Source organism: Rhodoferax sp. RT4P68, assembly GCF_056521305.1.
The window spans coordinates 615,223-634,650 of sequence record NZ_JBWMBB010000002.1 but is presented as its reverse complement, the minus strand read 5'-3'; the positions used below and the strand labels follow the sequence as shown (position 1 = coordinate 634,650).

Here is a 19,428-nt window from a genome sequence, read left to right as displayed (position 1 = left end):
ACGCAAGGACCCACGATGAACAAGTTGATCGCTGCCTGCATCGCTGCCCTGCCGCTGCTGGCCGCTGCGCCCCTGGCCCACGCGCAGGCCACGCAGGCCAAGCCGGTGCGCTGGCTGGTGCCCTATCCGGCCGGCGGTGGCTCGGATTTCCTGGCCCGCACCATCGGCCAGCAGCTCTCAACCCAGATCGGCCAGCCGGTCGTTGTGGACAACAAGCCCGGTGGCAACACGGCCATCGCCGCGTCCGAGGTGGCGCGCGCTGCGGCCGACGGGGCCACCGTGCTCTCGGCCGACAACGGCACCATGGTGTTCAACCCGGCGCTCTACAAGAGCCTGAGCTACAGCCCCACCAAAGACCTCAAGCCTGTCACGCTGATGGGCCGCTTCCCCATGATCCTGGTGGTCAGCCCGGCCGTGAAGGCCAAGGGCGCCGTCGAGTTCATCGCCGAGGTCAAGGCCATGGCGGATGGCATCAACTACGCCTCGGCCGGCGCCGGCAGCCCGCACCACCTGGCCATGGAACTGCTCAAGACCGAAGCCGGCCTGAAGATGACGCACGCGCCCTACCGTGGCGCGGCGCCCGCCCTGGCCGACGTGGCCGGCGGCCAGGTGCCGGCCATGATGGTCGACATGGCGGCCGGGGCCGGCTTCATCAAGGGCGGCAAGGTGCGCCCGCTGGCGGTGGCCAACGCCAGGCGCCTGCCGCAGCTGCCCGACGTGCCGACCTTCGCCGAGCTGGGCATCAAGAACGTGGAAGCGGCCGCGCTCGTGGGCATGGTGGTTCCCGCCGCCACGCCGGCCGATGTGGTGGCCGCGCTGAACAAGCAGGTGGTGGCCGCCATCCACGCGCCCGAGGTGCACAAGAAGCTGGTCGACTTCGGCGTCGAGCCCGTGGGCAACAGCCCGGCCCAGTTCGCTGAACTGCTGAGGAGCGAGACCGTGCGCTGGCACAAGCTGATCCGCGACCTGAACATCACGCTCGACTGACCTGCGAACGGGCCCGGCGCGGGCCCGGCCCTCGCACATGGCCGGCGCCCGCATACGTGGCGCCCGCCGCCCGAAGACGCTCGCACCGCAGGCGAAGCCGAAGGAACCCCATGACCACTGCATCACCGCCCACCGCCGCCGGTTGCCCGTTCGCCCATGGCGGGCCACCCGCTGCGCTGTCGCCCACCGGCTGCCCGATCAGCGCCGGTGCCGCCGCCTTCGACCCCTTCAGCGACGGCTACCAGCAAGACCCGCCCGACTACGTGCGCTGGGCGCGCGAGCAGGAGCCGGTGTTCTACAGCCCGCAGCTGGGCTACTGGGTGGTCACGCGCTTTGCCGACATCAAGGCCATCTTCCGCGACAACATCACCTTCAGCCCCTCGATCGCGCTGGAGAAGATCACGCCCACCGGCGACGAGGCGAACGCGGTGCTCGCCTCCTACGGCTTCGCGCTGAACCGCACGCTGGTCAACGAGGACGAGCCGGCCCACATGCCGCGCCGCCGCGCGCTGATGGAGCCCTTCACGCCCGAGGCGCTGAAGCACCACGAGCCGCTGGTGCGCCAGCTGGCGCGCGAGTACCTGGACCGCTTCATCGACGACGGCCGCGCCGACCTGGTCGACCAGATGCTGTGGGAGGTGCCGCTCACCGTCGCCCTGCACTTCCTCGGCGTGCCCGAGGAAGACATGGATACGCTGCGCCAGTACAGCATTGCCCACACCGTCAACACCTGGGGCCGGCCCCGGCCCGACGAGCAGGTGGCGGTGGCGCATGCAGTGGGCAACTTCTGGCAGTACGCAGGCCAGGTGCTGGCCAAGTTGCGGCTGGAGCCGGACGCACCCGGCTGGATGCAATACGGCATTCGCAAGCAGCAGGAGCTGCCCGAGGTCGTCACCGATTCGTACCTGCACTCGATGATGATGGCCGGCATCGTGGCCGCGCACGAGACCACGGCCAACGCCACGGCCAACGCCATGAAGCTGCTGCTGCAGCACCCCACGGCCTGGCGCGACATCTGCGACGACCCGGCCCTGATCCCCAACGCCGTGGAGGAATGCCTGCGCCACAACGGCTCGGTGGCAGCCTGGCGGCGCATCGCCACGCGCGACGTGTCGGTGGGCGGTGTCGCCATCCCGGCCGGCGGCAAGATCCTGATCGTCACCTCGTCGGCCAACCACGACGAGCGGCACTTTGCCGATGCCGACTTGTTCGACATCCGCCGCGACAACGCCAGCGACCACCTGACCTTCGGCTACGGCTCGCACCAGTGCATGGGCAAGAACCTGGCGCGCATGGAGATGCAGGTGTTCCTGGAAGAGTTCACGCGCCGGTTGCCGCACATGACGCTGGCGCCGCAGACCTTCAGCTACGTGCCCAACACCTCGTTCCGCGGGCCCGAGCACCTGTGGGTGCAGTGGGACCCGGCCCTGAATCCCGAGCGCCACACCCCGGCGCTGCGCAGCGAGGCCCGTGCCGCCGTGCGCATCGGCGAGCCCTCGGCGCACGCCATCACGCGACCCATGGTGGTGCAGAGCGTCACGCCCGTCGCGCAGGGCATCGTGCGCGTGCGCCTGGCCACGCCCGACGGCCAGCCCGCGCCGCGCTGGGCGCCGGGCGCGCACATCGACGTCGAATGCGGCGACACCGGCCTGTCGCGCCAGTATTCGCTGTGCGGCGACCCGGCCGAGGCCTCGGTGCTGGAGATCGCCGTCCTGCGCGACCCGCACAGCCGCGGCGGCTCGGCCTGGCTGCACGACCACCTGCGGGCCGGCGAGCGGTTGCGCATCCGCGGCCCGCGCAACCACTTCCGGCTGGACGAGGACGCGGGCAAGGTGATCTTCGTGGCCGGCGGCATCGGCATCACGCCGATCGCGGCCATGGCCCGCCGCGCACGCGAACTGGGCATCGACTACCAGCTGCACTACTGCGGCCGCAGCCGCGCCGCGCTGGCGTTGGTCGACGAGCTGCAGGCCCGGCACGACGAGCGCCTGCACCTGCACCTGAGCGACGAGGGAACTCGGCTGGACGTGCCGGCCCTGCTGGCCCAGCCCGAGGCCGGCACCCAGGTCTACGCCTGCGGCCCGCTGCGCATGCTGCAGGCGCTGGAATCGGCCTGCGCCCACTGGCCCGACGACACGCTGCGCGTGGAGCACTTCGAGTCCACGCTGGGCACGCTGGACCCGGCCAAGGAGCATGCCTTCGAGGCCGAGCTGAAGGACTCCGGCCTGCTCATTGCGGTGCGCGCCGACCAGACCCTGCTGGCCGCACTGCGCGCCGCCAACATCGACATCCAGAGCGACTGCGAAGAAGGCCTGTGTGGCTCGTGCGAGGTACGGGTGCTGGACGGCGCCGTGGACCACCGCGACATGGTGCTCACGCGCAGCGAGCGCGATGCCGGCCAGCGCATGATGAGCTGCTGCTCGCGTGCGCGCGGGCAGCGGGTGGTGCTGGAGCTCTGAGTGGCCGCGACGGCGCCGCCGTCTGACCCCGCCCCGCACACCCCCGTGACCGGCGCCATCGCCTGAGCGGCACGCTGCCTGGCTGACCACGGCGCCGTCGGCCGGACGCTGATCGGGTGCCAGCCGGCAGCGCCGCTGCCTCAGCGCGAGGACGGGCCGCACAGCGCAAGCAGGCCCGCTTTCGTCCCGATTCACGTTATATGATATATAGTCTTTCAGCACGGACCGCAGGCGATCTCTTCGCTGCGCGCCGTCACCGACTGGAGCAGAGCCATGATCCTTGGAGGACTTGCCGACGACCTGACGGGCGGGCTGGAGCTGGCCGCCATGCTCGTGGCCGAAGGCGTGCCGACCCTGTTGGCGACATCGGCCGACGCGGCGGATGCAGTCGGCGGTGCCGCCGCCGTCGTCATTGCGCAGAAGACGCGCATCGCGCCTTCGGCCGAAGCGCGCGCCTGCTTCGATGCGGGCGCAGCCGTGCTGCTGGCCCACGGCGCGCGCCAGCTGTTCTTCAAGTACTGCGCCACCTTCGATTCCACCGACGCCGGCAACATCGGCCCCTGCATCGAGGTGCTGTCCGCACGCACCGGCAGCACGTTCACGGCCTGCTGCCCGACATTCCCCGAATACCAGCGCGCCGTGTTCCAGGGCCATCTGTTCGTCGGCGACCGGCTCGTCAGCGAATCGCCCAAGCGCGACGACCCGGTCACGCCCATGCGCGACCCCGACCTCGTGCGCGTGCTGCAGCGGCAGACGACGCAGCGGGTCGGCCTCATCGCTCAGGCCGATGTGCGGGCCGGTGCCGCCGCGATCGTCCGGCGCGTCGCGGCCCTGGCGGCCGAGGGCGTGCAGTGCGCAATCGCCGATGCCGCCGTGCACGAGGACCTGGCGCACCTGGCCGACGCCACAGTGGACTGGCCGCTCATGACCGGTGGCTCGTCGCTGGCAGCGCACTACCCGCCCTTGTGGCGCGCGCGCGGCTGGCTTGGCCACGGCACAGCCCCGGCAGCGCTGCGGCCCGTGTGCGGCCCCGGCGTGGTGCTGGTCGGCAGCTGTGCCGAGCAAACGCGCCGACAACTCGCCGAATTCGGACGCACCCACCCCGTGATGGCGCTCGACGTGCAAGCCTATGCACGCGGTGACGACGTGGTGGCCATGGCGCTGGACTGGGCACGCTCGCGCATCTACACAGGGCCCGTCGCGCTGTCGACCGCCGCCACACCGGACGAGGTGGCCCAGATCCAGTCGCGCCTGGGCGTGGGCGGCGTCGCCGCGCTGGCCGAGGAGCTGCTCGGCCGCATCGCCAACGGACTGCGAGAAGCCGGTGTGCGGCGCTTCGTGGTCGCAGGCGGCGAAACCTCCGGCGCCGTGCTGTCGCACCTGGGCGTCACGCGGCTGCAGGTGGGGCCGTTCGCCGGCCCCTCGCTGCCACTGGCGCTGGACACGCGCGACCCGTCCGACCCGCTGGTGCTGTGCCTCAAGTCGGGCAAGCTTGCCGGCCTGGACGCGTTCGCCGTGGCGCTGGACCGCATGGCCACCGGCAGCCCGCCGGCCCCAGGCCCGGGCGCTCGGCCATGACGCCCCGCGAACAAATCGTCGACGCCTACACGCGGCTGGACCGCGAGGGCCTGAACCGCGGCAGCAGCGGCAACGTCAGCGTGCGCAGTGGCGCGGACGGGCTGTTGATCTCGCCGACCGGCATCGACGCTGCGCGCATCACGGCCGAGAGCATCGTCGAGCTCGGCCTGGACGGCAGCGCGCGCGGCGATGGCATCCCCTCCAGCGAATGGCAGATGCATGCCGAGATCTACCGCCGCTTTCCGGAAACCCACGCCGTGGTCCACACGCATGCCGACGCCTGCGTGGCCGTGTCCTGCCAGCGCGAGGGCATCCCGGCCTTCCACTACATGGTGGCGGGGTACGGTGGCAACGACATCCGCTGCGCGCCCTACGCCACCTTCGGCACGGCCGCGCTGGCCCATGCGGCAGCGCAAGCATTGCAGGACCGCAGCGCCTGCCTGCTGGCCAACCACGGCATGCTGGCCCGCGGGCGCGACCTGCCCGCAGCCGTGCTCACGGCCATCAAGCTCGAAACCCTGGCCCGCCACTACTGGATGACGCGGCAGCTCGGCCCGCCCGTGCTGCTGTCCGACGTAGAGATGCAAGAGGTCGCCACCCGCTACCAGCACTACGGCCGCGCGCGCATGGCCGGATGAAGGAGTTCCCCACGATGTCACACCCCGTCACGCCCCCTCTTGCCGACCAGGCCGCACCGCGCATACGCGATGTGGCCGAGCTGCGCCGCATCGCACGCGAACTGCGCCGCCAGGTCATCCGCTTGGTGGCGCCCACCGGCCAGGGCTATGTGCAGCAAGGCCTGGGCGCGGCCGACCTGTTCACGGCGCTGTACTTCGCCGAGATGCGGCTCGACCCTGCCGACCCGCGCTGGCTGGCGCGCGACCGCTTCCTGCTGTCCACGGCCCACAACACGGCGATCTTCTACGCCACGCTGGCGGCGCGCGGCCTGATCGACCCGGCGCTGCTGGCCACCTACTGCCACGACGGCTCGGTGCTGGAGATCAACGCGTCCGAGCGCGTCGGCCCCATGGTCGAGGCCACTTGCGGCTCGCTGGGCCAGGGCCTGTCGGTGGGCGTCGGCATGGCGCTGGCCGCACGGCGGCACGGGCGCGCGTCGCGCGTCTACGTGGTGCTCGGCGATGGCGAGCTGCAAGAGGGCCAGGTCTGGGAAGCCGCGCTGGCCGCCGGCAGCTATGGCCTCTCCAATCTGTGCATGCTGATCGACTGGAACGCCATGCAGGTCGAGGGCCATGTGGACCAGGTGCTGGCCATGGAGCCGGTCGACGCGAAATGGCGGGCCTTCCACTGGCATGTCGAGACCATCGACGGCAACGACATGGACGCCCTGCTCGCCGCGCTGGACCGGGCGCGCGCCACCACCGACAAGCCCACCTGCATCATCGCCCGCACGCTGGCCGGCAAGGGCGCACCCAGCCTGGAGGGCGTGCTGGGCCACACCATGAAGCTGCCGCCGGCCATGGCCGAGCGCGCACTGGCCGAACTGCAGGGAGATGCTTGAGATGACCACCACCGCCCAGGACCTGAAGGTCGGCGACTTCAACACCCGCAACGCCCCCGGCCCGATCCGCCGCGTCTACGGCGAGGCCCTGCTGCAGGCCGCCCGCGACGACGCGCGCATCGTCGTGCTCAGCGCCGACCTCACGGCCGCCACCGAGACCGATCTGTTCCGCGACACACTGCCCGCGCGCTTCTTCCAGGTCGGCATCGCGGAGGCCAACATGATCGGCATCGCCGGCGGCATGGCACGCCAGGGCGACATTCCCTTCGTGCACACGTTCAGCGTCTTCGCTACGCGCCGCTGCTACGACCAGATCGCGATGCAGCTGGCCTACCCGCGCAGCAACGTCAAGATCGTCGGCTTCATCCCGGGCCTGACCACCATGCTGGGCGCGAGCCACCAGGCCATCGACGACATCGCGCTCATGCGCGCGCTGCCCAACATGACCATCATCGAGCCGGCGGACATACGCCAGGTGCCGGCTGCCGTGCAGGCCGCTGCCGCGCACGACGGCCCGGTCTACCTGCGCCTGCGCCGGCCCGAGGGCCCGCCGCCCGAGCCGCTGCAGCCCACGCCGCTTGTGCGGGGCCAGCTCGACCTGCTGCAGGGCGGGCAGGACGGCGTGATCTTCGCGTGCGGGCTGATGTGCGCCGCCGCCCAGGCTGCGGCGCAGCAGTTGGCCGGGCAGGGCCTGTCGGTCGCCGTGGCCAACGTGTCCACGCTCAAGCCGCTGGACGAGGCCGGCGTCAAGGCACTGGCCGCACGCTGCGGCACCGTGGTCACGGCCGAGAACCATTCGGTGATCGGCGGGCTGGGATCGGCCGTGGCGGAATGCCTGCTGGAGGCCGGCGTGCGCGTGGGTTTCGAGCGCGTGGGCGTGCGGGATGTGTTTGCCGAAGGCGGCTCCACGCCCTACCTGCTGGCACGATACGGGCTCGATGTGCCGGCCATCGTGGCGGCCTTTCACCGCGCGCATGCGCGGCGCGGCTGAGCCAGTGTCAGCGGCGTGGCGCCGCGCTGCGCTTGCGCGCCGCCGCCGCCGGGGTGGGCGCGGCGGGCTCGACCCCGTGCTCAGGGTACGGCACCTCGCCGCGGTCGATGCGCTCGAGCAGCGCGACGAAGCTGCGGCCGCCTTCGATGGTGTCGTCCTGGATCGCCTGGCGCACCTTGGCCGGGTCGCGTTGGCGCAGCCCTTCGATCACGGCCAGGTGCTGGTGCTCGCCGTCGTAGCTCGGCGCGGCATCGGGGTACTGCAGGTTCAGCATGGGGCCGTTGCGCAGCCAGATGCCTTCGATCAGCGCCAGCAGTTCGGGCATGCGCGCGGCCGAGTAGACCCCGTGGTGGAACTGCCAGTTGACCCGCACCGCAGCCGGCCAGTCGGCCTGCGCCGTGGCTTTCATCAGCGCCTTGTGCAGCTCTTCGAGCCGGCGCAGCTGGGCCGGCGTGATGTGCTTGGCCGCGGCCTCGGCGGCCATGCCCTCGAGCTGCAGGCGGATGCCGCGCAGCTCCAGGTACTGGGCCAGGCTCAAGGGCGCGGCCGAGATCGAGCGGCCTGCGTCCATGTCCAGCACACGTTCGCGCACGAGCTGCATCAGCGCCTCGCGGCACGGCGTTTCCGAGACGTTCATCGCGGCCGCCAGGTCGCGGATCTTGAAGCGGTAGCCGGGCCAGTAGCGGCCCTCCATGAGACCTGCACGCAGTTCGTCGTAGACCTTGGTCGTCAGGCTCTCGCGCCCGATCGAGCGAACCTGCGGTGACGACAGGCCGGGAGAAGTTGCCATGGCGGCGGTCCGTTGTTGTTGTCCAAATGGGAGATATATCATGCATCAAGCCAAAGCGTTTTCAGACTCTGCATCGCCTGCGAGCCAAGCCGATTTGACCGTGGCCGGCCTGCAGCATGTGGTGACCGTGCACCGCGATGCCTGGGGCATCCCGCACCTGCGCGCGCGCAGCGACCATGACGCGTTTTTCGCCCAGGGCTATGTGCATGCGCAAGACCGTCTGTGGCAGATGGATGCCTGCCGCCTGCGCATGGCGGGCCGCTGGGCCGAGTGGGCAGGCCCCTCGGCCGTGGCCGGCGACACGCTCGCACGGCGCCTGGGCGGCAGCGCGGCCTCGCAGCGCGACCACGCAGCCCTTGGCGATGCAGCGCGGCAGATGCTGCAGGCCTACACCGACGGCGTGAACGCCTTCCTGGCCGAAGGCCGGCCGCTGCCGATGGAATACGCGTTGCTCGGCACCGCGCCCGAGGCTTGGGAGCCCTGGCACTGCATCGCGGTCATGCGCTGGCGCGGCTTTCTGATGGGCTCGGTCTGGTTCAAGCTCTGGCGCGCCGCAGCGCTGAACGCGATCGGCCCGGAGCAGATCGCCAAGCTGCGCTACGACGACGGCGGCGGCGACCTGTTGTGCATCCCGCCCGGCGTCGAGGCCGAGCGCTGGATCGCCACGCTGCAGGACCTGGCGCCCGCCATCGAAGCCCTGGCCGGCCTGGGCGCGCCGGACGCGACCGGCGGCGGCAGCAACAACTGGGTGGTCGGGCCCACGCGCACGGCCACCGGCCGGCCGCTGCTGGCGGGCGACCCGCACCGGCAGTTCGAGATGCCGGGCATGTACATCCAGAACCACCTGGCCAGCGACCAGTTCGATGTCATCGGCCTGTCCGTCCCCGGCGTGCCGGGCTTCCCGCATTTCGCGCACAACGGGCACGTGGCCTGGTGCGTGACCCATGCATTCGCGGACATCCACGACCTGTTCGTCGAGCAGTTCGACGACGGTGGCACGCGCTACCGCACACCCGATGGCTGGCAGGACGCCCACGTGCGCCACGAGACCCTGCAGGTGCGCGGCGCAGCCCCCGTGACCATCGACATCGTGGAGACGCGGCACGGCCCGGTGGTCGTCGGCGCGCCGGCCGCAGGCAGCGCGATCGTGCTGCGCTCGGTGCAATTTGCTGAGACCGACCTCTCCTTCGACTGCCTGCCGCGCATGCTGATGGCCCGGACCGTGGATGCACTGTTCGCCGCGACGCGCGGCTGGGGCCTGATCGACCACAACCTCGTTGCCGCCGACACACAGGGCCGCATCGGCCACCTGGTGCGCGCCGTCGTGCCGCACCGCCCGCGCCTGAATGGCTGGCTGCCGGTGCCGGGCTGGACGGGTGACTACGACTGGGCCGGCGAGATCGCCTGGGAGGACATGCCGCGCAGCTTCGACCCGCCGCGCGGCTACCTCGCCACCGCCAACAACCGGTTCGTGGCGGAACAGCCCGGCGACCCGCTGTACTTCTGCACCGATTGCCACCCGCCCTACCGCGCGCGCCGCGTCGAATCACGCCTGGCCGCGCTGCCGGCCGCCACCGTGGAGGACATGGCGCACATCCACAGCGATGTCGAAAGCCTCACGGCCCCGGTGTTCCAGCAGCGCCTGCGCACGCTGGCGCCGCAGAGCGGCGAGGCCGGCCGGCTGCAGGCCCTGATCGCCGGCTGGGACGCCCGCATGGACGCGGCCTCGCCCGCCGCCGCGGCCTATGCCGTGTGGCGTTGGGAACTGGCCGCCGTGCTGCTGGAGCGCTCGGGCCTGGCCGCCACGCGCACGGACCCGCTGACGCAGCTGCCACCCGGCGTCGTGCCGCTCAACCAGCTCTGGTGGGCGTTGCCGCAGCTTGTGCGCGCCAACGACACTGCACTGCTCGGCGGGCTCGACTGGGACCAGGCCTTCGCGCTCGCACTCGAACGCGCAGCGCCGCGCATCGACGGCCGCCCGTGGGCAGCGCACCACCGCGCAGCGCTCGTGCACCCACTGGCGGCGCAGTTTCCGCAGGCTGCCGCGCAGCTGAACCCGGTGGGCGCGGGCCTGGGCGGCGACAACGACACGGTGCTGGCCAACGGCTGCCTGTCCAGCGCTGGCCTGCAGGCCGTGTACGGCGCCGTCGCGCGCTATGTGTTCGATGTGGGCGCTTGGGAGAACTCGCGCTGGGTCGTGTTCGCAGGCGTCTCGGGCGACCCCGCCAGCCCGCACTACGCCGACCAGCACGCCACGTGGGCGCAAGGCCAGCTGGTGCCCATGCTGTACGACTGGAATGCGATTGCGGCGCAGGGCAGCACGACCCTGCTGCAACCCCAGTCGGCGCATGGCAGCGGCGCCTGAAACCGCGCATGAAAGCGGCGTATGAAAACGCTGGACGCTCGCACGAAACGCGATATATCATATAACTGACATTCACCCTGCCAGGAGTCCCAGCTTGAGCGACACCCAGCCCACCCCGCCCGTGCCATCCGGCGCCCAGCCGGCCAAGGTCAACTCCTTCGGCCAGCGCACCGCAGGCGACCTGCGCAGTGTGCGCGCCATCAACGTCGGCCCGCCAAGCATCGGCCCCATGCACGCCGACAGCGGCTGGCCCGACCGCCGCTGGTACGACGCACCGCGCAACGACCCGGCCTGGCCCGAGGTGCACACCTACACCGACGCGATCTCCTACGACCCGGGCGACACGGTGGCCTTCCACAGCAGCACACAAGCCGCGCAGTGGACGCTGGAGATCGTGCTGGACGGCCTCAAGCCCGAGACCGTGTTCCAGAGCGGCGAGCTGCCCGGCGCGCACCACGCCGTGCCAACAGACGCCTACGCGGCTGGCTGCAACTGGCCCGAAGCCCTGCGCTGGACGATCCCGGCCGATGCGCGCTCGGGCTTCTACAAGGTGTTGTCCACCTGCATCCGCCCCGACGGCGGGCGCTATGTGCAGCACCATTTCTTCGTCGTGCGGCCGACCGCCACGACGCAGACCGCCAAGCTGCTGATGATCCTGCCGACCTCCACCTGGATGGCCTACAACGACTGGGGCGGCGCCAGCAGCTACATCGGCATTGCGGGTGCAGACGGCAACTCCGCCACGCCGGTGCTGAGCCTGCTGCGCCCCTGGACGCGCGGCATGGTCTGGCTGCCCGAAGGCGCGCCGCGCATCTGCGCCGAGCCCGTGCCCGACCCGCTGACCATGCCGCGCTACCACCCCAAGGACTGGGCCTGGAGCCACGGCTTCGGCTACTTCTTCGCGGCCTCCGGCTGGGCGCAGTACGACCGCCATTTCGTGTGCTGGGCCGAGCGCGAGGGCATCGCCTTCGACATGATCACGCAGACCGATCTGCACTACCACCCGGAGATCCTGGACCGCTACAAGGCGGTCGTCATCGTCGGCCACGACGAGTACTGGTCGCACGACATGCGCACGCGCATCGACCGCTTCGTCGACGAGGGCGGCAAGCTGGCGCGCTTCGGCGGCAACTTCATGTGGCAGGTGCGGCTGGAAGACGACGGCCGCCGCCAGGTCTGCTACAAGTCGCGCGCCGGCGCCGAAGACCCGGTGCGCGGCACCGACCAGGCCCACCTGCTCACCGGCGCGTGGGAGAGCAAAGCCGTCAACTGGCCCGGCGCCACCACGGTGGGCGTGAACGGCCTGCAAGGCATCTACGCGTCGTGGGGTGGCTTTGCGCCGCGCGGCTCCAAGGGCTTCACGGTGTACCGCGAAGAGCACTGGGTGTTCGACGGCACGCAGCTGGGCTATGGCGATGTGTTCGGCAACGCGGCCAACATCTTCTCGTACGAGGTCGACGGGCTGGACTACACCTTCCGCTACGGCCTGCCCTACCCCACCGGCGAAGACGGTGCGCCGGCCAGCGTGTCGATCCTCGCGATGTCGCCGGCGCTCAAGGTCGAGACCATGTTCGCCGAGGAAGGCTACCGCTACTACCTGGGCGAGAGCGACATGCGCGGCGCCTGCGTCTCGCTGTATGGCGACCAGTCGCCCGAGTCGCTGGCCAAGGCGCGCTACGGCTCCGGGATGATGGTCCACATGCCGCGCGGCAAGGGCGAGGTGCTGACCGCCGGCACCTGCGAATGGATCATGGGCCTCAAGCGCGACGACTTCTTCACCCAGCAGATCACGCGCAACGTGCTGCAGCGATTCACCCGCGAAACGTAGGCCATTTCCAGCCTGCATCTGCGATATATCATATATATGCCACCTCGCCGCCGTGCGGCGATCCCATGCCATCAGCAAAGGAGCAGCCATGTTCGAGACCGGTAGTACTTTCAAAAAGTTGGTCAGCGCAGCGGCCATCGCCGCAGTCTTCAGCGCGGTGGCAGTCGCACCGGCCCAGGCCCAGCAGAAAAAGGGCGGCCAGCTGCGCTACGCCTATGTCTCGGGCCCCGGCACGCTGGACCCGTATGTGTCCAGCAGCGCGGTGGAGCTCGAAGTCATCCACCACCTGTACGACTCGCTGATCACCGTCGGCGAGAACTACGAGACGCGGCCGATGATCGCGTCCTCCTACACCATCGCGGACGAAGCCAAGACCTTCACCTTCAAGATCCGCAAGGGTGTGAAGTTCCACGACGGCAGCGTGCTGACCTCGGCCGACGTGCTGGCCTCGTTCGAGCGCTACCGCAAGATCAGCCCCAACGCGGTGATCTTCAACGACGTGGCCAGCGTCGAGGCGCCGGATGCGGAGACCTTCATCGTCAAGCTGAACAAGACGAATTCGGTGTTCGTCGACATTCTGAAGAGCCCGGTCTACCCCTTCGTCATCCTGCCCGCCTCGCAGAAAGACAAGCCTGCGCGCGGCGCCGATGTCATCGGCACCGGCCCGTTCAAGCTGGGCGAATGGGCCAAGGACAGCCACCTGATCCTGGAGCGCTTCAACGACTACACGGTCAACGAAAGCTTCAAGGGCCTGGACGGCTACGCCGGCCGCCGCATCGCCTACCTCGATTCGGTGCGCTACCGCTTCATCCCCGAGGCCAATGCCCGCATCGCCGCGCTGCAGTCGGGAGATGTGGACGTGGTGGCCAGCATCCCGCCCGAGTTGGCCAAGCGCTTCGCCAGCGACCCGGACATCGAAACGCAGACGGTGTTCCCGTACTGCATGCAGGTCTTCATCGTCAACAGTTCGCAGGGGCTGACGGCCAACCCCAAGATCCGCCAGGCCATCAACGCCGTGGTCGATGTCGAAGAGATCGCCACCGCGACCGGCGCGGTCAGCAAGGTGAACCATTCGCTGGTCTACCCCAAGAGCCCGTACTACCAGGGCGACAAGATGAAGGCCTACTACGACCAGAAGAGCCCCGAGAAGGCCAAGAAGCTGCTGGCCGAGGCTGGCTACAAGGGCGAGACCATCACGCTGCAGACCACCTCGAACTACCCGAACTTCCGCACCTCGATCCTGGTGTTGTCCGAGCTCATGAAGAGCGCCGGCATGAACGTGAAGGTGGACGTGGTGGACTGGACGACCAACGCCAGCAACATGCAGCGCGGCACCGGCACCTGGAATGTGTCGACCACCAGCTTCTGCTCCAACCCGCTGCTGGGCCCGCAGCAGTGGCGCACCATGTTCTACACCTTCCCGCAGGTCAAGAACGACACGGTGATGGACACCGCGTACGACAAGTTCTACACCTCGCTGGACGACGCCAGCCGCCGGGCGGCCTGGGACACCATCGAGAAGCAGGTGCTCGAGCAGGCCTACATGATCAAGATCGTCGACGTGGGCACCATCAACGCGATCAACAAGAAGCGCGTGGAGAACTTCGGCACCTTCTATCTGCCGCGCTTCTGGAACGTGAGCCTGAAGTAAGAGGGAAGCCCGAACGTGCTGCGCAGCGTTGCCATCCGTCTGCTGCAGGCGGTCCCTGTCCTCTTGCTGGTGGCGGTGCTGGCCTTCGTGCTGATGCACATGCTGCCAGGCGATCCGGCGGTGGTCATCGCCGGGCCGGACGCCACGCCCGAGGCCATCGACCGCCTGCGCCAGCAGCTGGGCCTGAACCGCCCGGTCTGGGAACAGCTGGTGAGCTGGCTGGGCAACCTGGTGCGTGGCGATTTCGGGCAGTCGCTGATGCTGAACCAGGGCGTGTTCTCGGCCGTGCTCGACCGCCTGCCCGTCACGCTCTCGCTGGCACTGCTGGCGTTCATCATCACCATCCCGGTCGGCGTGGCGCTGGGCGTCACTGCCGCGTACTACCGCAACACCTGGGTCGATTCCGTGGTGATGGGCGTGGCGCTGATCGGCGTGTCCATCCCCAGTTTCTGGATCGCGATCATCGCGGTCATCGTCTTTTCGGTCGAGCTGCGCTGGCTGCCGTCGTCTGGCTACACGCCGCTGTCCGAAGGGTTCGTGCCCTGGCTGCGCTCGATCCTGCAGCCGGCCGTCATCCTGGCCCTGTTTCAGATCGGCTATCTGGCGCGCATGACGCGCTCCAGCATGCTCGATGTACTGGATCAGGACTACATCCGCACGGCGCGCGCCAAGGGCATGAACGAATGGACCACCGTCAGCAAGCACGCGTTTCGCAATTCGCTGATGTCGGTGGTCACGGTCAGCGGCATCATCCTGTCGTTGTTGATCGGCGGCTCCGTCGTCATCGAGCAGGTGTTCGCGCTGCCGGGCATCGGGCGGCTGGTGGTGCAGGGCATCATGGCCCGCGACTACCCGCTGATCCAGGGCACGATGCTGTTGCTGGGCTTTGCGTTCGTGATCGTCAACGTGCTGGTCGACCTGGCCTACACGCTGGTCGACCCGAGGGTGCGCTATGACTGACGCCGCCGCACTCGCAAGCGCCCTGCCGCTGCGCGCCGAGGCCGAGCAGCAGCTGGCACCGCAGCGCCGCTTCCCGCTGGCGCGCAAGCTGTTCAAGCACCGCTCCTTCGTGATCGGCCTGGTCATCGTCAGCCTGCTGGTGCTGGCCGCCATCGTCGGCCCCTGGCTCACGGGGATGGACCCGACCGCCATGCGCATGCGCAACCGCTTCAAGGCGCCCATGGCGGGGCTGTGGTTCGGCGCCGACCAGTTCGGCCGCGACGTGCTGACGCGCGTGCTGCACGGCGCGCGTCTGTCGCTGTTCATCGGGCTGTCGGTGGCGCTGCTCTCCGGCTTCGTGGGCACGCTGATCGGCATCTGCGCGGGCTACTTTCGCAAGCTCGATTCGCTGTTGATGCGCTGCATGGATGCGCTGCTGGCCTTCCCCGCCATCCTGCTGGCCATCGGCATCAGCGCCGCGCTGGGGCCGCAGACCACCAGCGTGATCGTGGCGCTGAGCGTGGCCTATGTGCCGCGCACCGCACGCATCACCCGTGCCTCCACCCTGGTGATCCGCGAGATGGAATATGTGGAGGCGGCCCGCCTGTCCGGCGCCGGCCACTTTCGCATGCTGTTCAAGCACATCCTGCCCAACTGCATGGGGCCGCTGGTGGTGCAGCTGACCTTCGTGTTCGCCTACGCCATCCTGGCCGAAGCGGCGCTGAGCTTCCTGGGCATCGGCCCGCCGCCGCCCGCGCCCAGCTGGGGCAACATCATTGCCGAGGGGCGCGACTACTCGGTCGAAGCCTGGTGGATCATGCTGTTCCCGGGCCTGGCGATCAGCCTGGCGGCGCTCGGCATGAACCTGCTGGGCGACGGGTTGCGCGATGTGCTGGATCCACGTTTGAAGGTGGAGACATGACGACATCAGAAACACCCGTGCTGTCGGTGCAGGACCTGACGGTCGAGTTCCGCGGCGACAGCGGCTGGCTGACCGCCGTGCGCAACGTGAGCTTCGACATCGGCCGGCGCGAGTGCCTGGGCATCGTCGGCGAATCGGGCAGCGGCAAGAGCGTCACGGCGCTGTCGATCCTGCGGTTGCATGCACGCGCCACCAGCCGCATGCCGACCGGGCGCATCCTGTTCGGCGGGCGCGACCTGCTGACGCTGCCCGAGGGCGAGCTGCGGCGCATCCGCGGGGCCGAGATCGCCATGATCTTCCAGGACCCGATGTCGTCACTGAACCCGGTGCTGACGATCGCCGACCAGATCATGGAGCCGCTGCGCTTGCACCAGGGCCTGAACGCCGCCGCCGCCCGCAAGCGCGCCATCGAGCTGCTGGATCTGGTGCGCATTCCCGATGCTGCGCGCCGGGTCGACGAATACCCGCACCGACTGTCGGGCGGCATGCGCCAGCGCGTGGTGATCGCGATTGCGATTGCCTGCCAGCCCAAGCTGCTGATCGCCGACGAGCCCACCACGGCGCTGGACGTGACGATCCAGTCGCAGATCCTGCAGCTGCTCAAGGAGCTGCAGGCCGAGCTCGACATGTCGGTGGCGCTGATCACGCATGACCTGGGCGTCATTGCGCAATTCGCCGACCGGGTGGTCGTGATGTATGCCGGCCAGGTGATCGAATCGTCGCCCGTCGTGCCGCTGTTCGACCGGCCCATGCACCCCTACACCGACGGCCTGCTGGCCGCCATTCCGCGGCTGGAAGGCGCGCCCGGCCGGCTGAGTTCAATCCCCGGCAGCATCCCCGACCCGTCGGTGCAGATCGCCGGCTGCCGCTTCAGCCCGCGTTGCCCCGAAGCCCTGCCGGCCTGCCGCCAGAACCCACCCGAACTGCTGGCCGCCGGCCCTGCGCGCTGGAGCCGCTGCCCGCCCCGCGTCGCCGCCGCCACCGCACTCACTGCCACCGCACCATGACGCAAGACGCTACGCCCCTGGTCACCGCGCCGGACGCCATCGTCTCGGTGCGCGACCTGGCCAAGACCTTCACGCTCAAGCGCCGGGCCGGCGTGCCGGCGCGGCCACTGCGTGCCGTGCGCGATGTCAGCTTCGACATCGGCCGCGGTGAAACGCTGGGCCTGGTGGGCGAATCGGGCTCGGGCAAATCGACCACCGGCCGTCTGCTGGTGGGGCTGATCCCCGAGACGTCGGGCAGCGTGCACCTGTTCGGCGAGGAGCTGACCGGCCGACGCCCGGCGCGCACGGTGCAGCGCCTGCGCCAGCGCGTGCAGTTCGTCTTCCAGGACCCGCACGGCTCGCTGAACCCGCGCATGCGGGTGGGCGACGCCATCGCCGAGCCGATCGACGTGGCCGGCGGCACCAGCCGGCACGACCGGCGCAAGCGCATCGCGGAGTTGCTGGACACCGTGGGCCTGCCCCGCACCTGCGGCGAGCGCTTTCCGCACGAGTTCTCGGGCGGGCAGCGCCAACGCATCGGCATCGCACGCGCGTTGGCGCTCAAGCCCGAGTTCATCGTCTGCGACGAGCCGGTGTCGGCACTGGACGTGTCGCTGCAGGCGCAGGTGGTGAACCTGCTGCAGGACCTGCAGGAGGCCTTCGGCCTGAGCTATTTGTTCATCGCGCACGACCTGGCCGTGGTGCGCAACATCTCGCACCGCGTAGCCGTGATGTATGCGGGCGCCATCGTCGAGATCGCACCGCGCGACGCGCTGTACGCGGCGCCCAAGCACCCGTACACGCAGACGCTGCTGGACGCCGTGCCGCGCCCCGACCCGCGTCACCGCGTGGCCGCCAGCGTGCGTGGCGAGCTGCCCAGCCTGCTGAGCCCGCCCTCGGGCTGCATGTTCCACACACGCTGCCCCCACGCGTTCGACCGCTGCCGCAGCGAATCGCCGGCGCTGCAGCCGCTCTCGCCCGTCCACCAGGTGGCCTGCCACCTCTATCCCGCAGTCGCGACCGCCCCACCGGGCTGACCGCAGCGCAACGCGATTTCACGCCCACATTCGTGCATTTTTGAGATATATCATATATGTCAACACACACTGCCAAAGAGCCCGCCATGACGGCACAGGCTGACGGACCCATCGACACGGCGCTGCGCGCGCGCGCGCGCCAGGTCATCCCTGGTGGCATGTGGGGGCACCTGAACGCCGCCCCGCTGCCGCCGGGCTATCCGCAGTTCTTCGCCCGCTCCGAGGGCTGCCGGCTGTGGGACGTGGACGGCCGTGAGTATGTGGATTTGATGTGCAGCTGGGGCCCGATCCTGCTGGGCCACCACCATGCGGGCGTCGACGCGGCCTACCAGCGTCAGGCGGCTGAGGGTGCCTGCATGAACGGCCCGGCGCCGGTGCTGGTGGAGTTGGCCGAAACCCTGGTCGAGCAGATCCCGCATGCCGACTGGGCGCTGTTCCAGAAGAACGGCAGCGACGCCACCACCACCTGCGTGACCACCGCGCGCGCCGGCACCGGCCGGCGCAAGGTGCTGGTGGCGCGCGGCTCCTACCACGGGGCCGTGCCCTGGTGCTCGCCCTCGCTCGTCGGCGTGACGGCGGAAGACCGCACCCACATCATCACCTACGACTACAACGATGTGGCCAGCGTGCAGGCCGCCGTGCAGCAGGCCGGCAACGACCTGGCAGCCATCGTGGTCACGGCCTTTCGGCACGACATGGGGCGCGACCAGGAGTTGCCGACGCTGGCCTTCGCCCAGGCCCTGCGCGCGGCCGCCACGGCCGCTGACGCCGCGCTGATCGTGGACGACGTGCGCGCGGGCTTTCGGCTGCATGCCGGCGGCAGCTGGGAACTGCTGGGCGTGCGGCCCGACCTCAGCGCCTTCAGCAAGGCGATCGCCAACGGCTACCCGCTGGCGGCGGTGACCGGCAACGACCGTTTTCGCGAAGCGGCCTCCAAGCTGTATGTGACGGGCTCGTTCTGGTGCGAGGCCCCGCCGATGGCGGCGGCCTTGGCCACGCAACGCGCCATGCGCGAAGGCGATGTGGTGGCGCACCTAGTGGCCATGGGCCAGCGCCTGCGCGACGGGCTGGACAAGCTGGCGCGCCAGGCCGGCATGGGCCTGCGCCAGACCGGGCCGGTGCAGATGCCCACCGTGATGTTCGACGACGATGCCGACGGCGCCAAGGGCCGCACCTTCTGCGCCGCCGCGCTGCGCGCCGGCACGTATTTCCACCCGCGCCACAACATGTTCCTGTCGGCCGCGCACCAGGCCGAGGACATCGACCATGCGCTGTCTTCGGCCGAGGCCGGTTTCGAAGCGCTGACGAAGCGCTGACGATGCGCGCGGATGAGGCGGGTCACAGTCGGACCGCCTTGCGGCGTCGGCGCCCGTTTC

General features: G+C 69.8%; 15 protein-coding genes. 14 read left to right on the top strand and 1 reads right to left on the bottom strand.

The window, feature by feature from the left end:
* Window positions 1–15: 15 nt before the first annotated feature.
* From AC099J_RS06330 to AC099J_RS06305, 6 genes are all read left to right on the top strand, one after another.
* Entirely contained in the window at window positions 16–987 is a 972-nt protein-coding gene (locus AC099J_RS06330) for a Bug family tripartite tricarboxylate transporter substrate binding protein (protein WP_479614370.1), read from the top strand.
* Between the two features lie 110 nt (window positions 988–1,097).
* Window positions 1,098–3,446: a cytochrome P450 gene (locus AC099J_RS06325; protein ID WP_479614369.1), complete on the top strand. Its 2,349-nt coding sequence runs from the start codon at window positions 1,098–1,100 to the stop codon at window positions 3,444–3,446.
* A gap of 273 nt (window positions 3,447–3,719) precedes the next feature.
* Complete coding sequence (gene otnK / locus AC099J_RS06320) at window positions 3,720–5,024, top strand: 3-oxo-tetronate kinase (protein WP_479614368.1); 1,305 nt, start codon at window positions 3,720–3,722, stop codon at window positions 5,022–5,024.
* A complete protein-coding gene (locus tag AC099J_RS06315) occupies window positions 5,021–5,662 on the top strand; it encodes a class II aldolase/adducin family protein (RefSeq protein ID WP_479614367.1) in 642 nt (213 codons plus the stop codon). Before otnK ends, AC099J_RS06315 begins: the two co-directional genes overlap by 4 nt.
* A gap of 14 nt (window positions 5,663–5,676) precedes the next feature.
* Window positions 5,677–6,543, top strand: a complete 867-nt coding sequence (locus tag AC099J_RS06310; RefSeq protein WP_479614366.1) for a transketolase — start codon at window positions 5,677–5,679, stop codon at window positions 6,541–6,543.
* 1 nt (window position 6,544) lies between these two features.
* The gene (locus tag AC099J_RS06305; protein ID WP_479614365.1) at window positions 6,545–7,534 is read left to right on the top strand and encodes a transketolase family protein; all 990 of its coding nucleotides are present in this window, start codon (window positions 6,545–6,547) and stop codon (window positions 7,532–7,534) included.
* 7 nt (window positions 7,535–7,541) lie between these two features.
* Here the strand turns inward: AC099J_RS06305 and AC099J_RS06300 are convergent, their stop codons facing one another.
* Window positions 7,542–8,324 (bottom strand): GntR family transcriptional regulator, encoded by a 783-nt coding sequence (locus AC099J_RS06300; RefSeq protein WP_479614364.1) that lies wholly within the window; start codon window positions 8,322–8,324, stop codon window positions 7,542–7,544.
* A 40-nt stretch (window positions 8,325–8,364) separates the two neighbouring features.
* Between AC099J_RS06300 and AC099J_RS06295 the strand changes: the two genes are divergently transcribed.
* The 8 genes from AC099J_RS06295 to AC099J_RS06260 all read left to right on the top strand — a co-directional run bounded on the left by AC099J_RS06295 (window position 8,365) and on the right by AC099J_RS06260 (window position 19,368).
* On the top strand, window positions 8,365–10,689 hold the full coding sequence (locus AC099J_RS06295; protein WP_479614363.1) for a penicillin acylase family protein: 2,325 nt from the start codon (window positions 8,365–8,367) through the stop codon (window positions 10,687–10,689).
* Window positions 10,690–10,783: 94 nt separating this feature from the next.
* Window positions 10,784–12,517 (top strand): N,N-dimethylformamidase beta subunit family domain-containing protein, encoded by a 1,734-nt coding sequence (locus AC099J_RS06290; RefSeq protein WP_479614362.1) that lies wholly within the window; start codon window positions 10,784–10,786, stop codon window positions 12,515–12,517.
* Between the two features lie 88 nt (window positions 12,518–12,605).
* On the top strand, window positions 12,606–14,168 hold the full coding sequence (locus AC099J_RS06285; protein WP_479614361.1) for an ABC transporter substrate-binding protein: 1,563 nt from the start codon (window positions 12,606–12,608) through the stop codon (window positions 14,166–14,168).
* A 15-nt stretch (window positions 14,169–14,183) separates the two neighbouring features.
* Window positions 14,184–15,128, top strand: coding sequence for an ABC transporter permease (locus AC099J_RS06280; protein WP_479614360.1), 945 nt, complete (start codon window positions 14,184–14,186; stop codon window positions 15,126–15,128).
* Complete coding sequence (locus tag AC099J_RS06275) at window positions 15,121–16,029, top strand: ABC transporter permease (protein WP_479614359.1); 909 nt, start codon at window positions 15,121–15,123, stop codon at window positions 16,027–16,029. Before AC099J_RS06280 ends, AC099J_RS06275 begins: the two co-directional genes overlap by 8 nt.
* The gene (locus tag AC099J_RS06270) at window positions 16,026–17,036 is read left to right on the top strand and encodes an ABC transporter ATP-binding protein (protein WP_479614358.1); all 1,011 of its coding nucleotides are present in this window, start codon (window positions 16,026–16,028) and stop codon (window positions 17,034–17,036) included. Before AC099J_RS06275 ends, AC099J_RS06270 begins: the two co-directional genes overlap by 4 nt.
* Window positions 17,033–18,052, top strand: coding sequence for an ABC transporter ATP-binding protein (locus AC099J_RS06265; protein WP_479614357.1), 1,020 nt, complete (start codon window positions 17,033–17,035; stop codon window positions 18,050–18,052). Before AC099J_RS06270 ends, AC099J_RS06265 begins: the two co-directional genes overlap by 4 nt.
* A gap of 86 nt (window positions 18,053–18,138) precedes the next feature.
* A complete protein-coding gene (locus AC099J_RS06260) occupies window positions 18,139–19,368 on the top strand; it encodes an aminotransferase class III-fold pyridoxal phosphate-dependent enzyme (protein WP_479614356.1) in 1,230 nt (409 codons plus the stop codon).
* Window positions 19,369–19,428 lie beyond the last annotated feature (60 nt).

What these genes read in the sequence shown, in the direction of transcription:
- otnK (WP_479614368.1), top strand. Translation starts at nt 3,720, where the DNA reads ATGATCCTTGGAGGACTTGCCGACGACCTGACGGGCGGGCTGGAGCTG.
- AC099J_RS06325 (WP_479614369.1), top strand. Translation starts at nt 1,098, where the DNA reads ATGACCACTGCATCACCGCCCACCGCCGCCGGTTGCCCGTTCGCCCAT.
- AC099J_RS06315 (WP_479614367.1), top strand. Translation starts at nt 5,021, where the DNA reads ATGACGCCCCGCGAACAAATCGTCGACGCCTACACGCGGCTGGACCGC.
- AC099J_RS06260 (WP_479614356.1), top strand. Translation starts at nt 18,139, where the DNA reads ATGACGGCACAGGCTGACGGACCCATCGACACGGCGCTGCGCGCGCGC.
- AC099J_RS06310 (WP_479614366.1), top strand. Translation starts at nt 5,677, where the DNA reads ATGTCACACCCCGTCACGCCCCCTCTTGCCGACCAGGCCGCACCGCGC.
- AC099J_RS06270 (WP_479614358.1), top strand. Translation starts at nt 16,026, where the DNA reads ATGACGACATCAGAAACACCCGTGCTGTCGGTGCAGGACCTGACGGTC.
- AC099J_RS06330 (WP_479614370.1), top strand. Translation starts at nt 16, where the DNA reads ATGAACAAGTTGATCGCTGCCTGCATCGCTGCCCTGCCGCTGCTGGCC.
- AC099J_RS06305 (WP_479614365.1), top strand. Translation starts at nt 6,545, where the DNA reads ATGACCACCACCGCCCAGGACCTGAAGGTCGGCGACTTCAACACCCGC.
- AC099J_RS06285 (WP_479614361.1), top strand. Translation starts at nt 12,606, where the DNA reads ATGTTCGAGACCGGTAGTACTTTCAAAAAGTTGGTCAGCGCAGCGGCC.
- AC099J_RS06265 (WP_479614357.1), top strand. Translation starts at nt 17,033, where the DNA reads ATGACGCAAGACGCTACGCCCCTGGTCACCGCGCCGGACGCCATCGTC.
- AC099J_RS06275 (WP_479614359.1), top strand. Translation starts at nt 15,121, where the DNA reads ATGACTGACGCCGCCGCACTCGCAAGCGCCCTGCCGCTGCGCGCCGAG.
- AC099J_RS06295 (WP_479614363.1), top strand. Translation starts at nt 8,365, where the DNA reads ATGCATCAAGCCAAAGCGTTTTCAGACTCTGCATCGCCTGCGAGCCAA.
- AC099J_RS06300 (WP_479614364.1), bottom strand. Translation starts at nt 8,324, where the DNA reads ATGGCAACTTCTCCCGGCCTGTCGTCACCGCAGGTTCGCTCGATCGGG.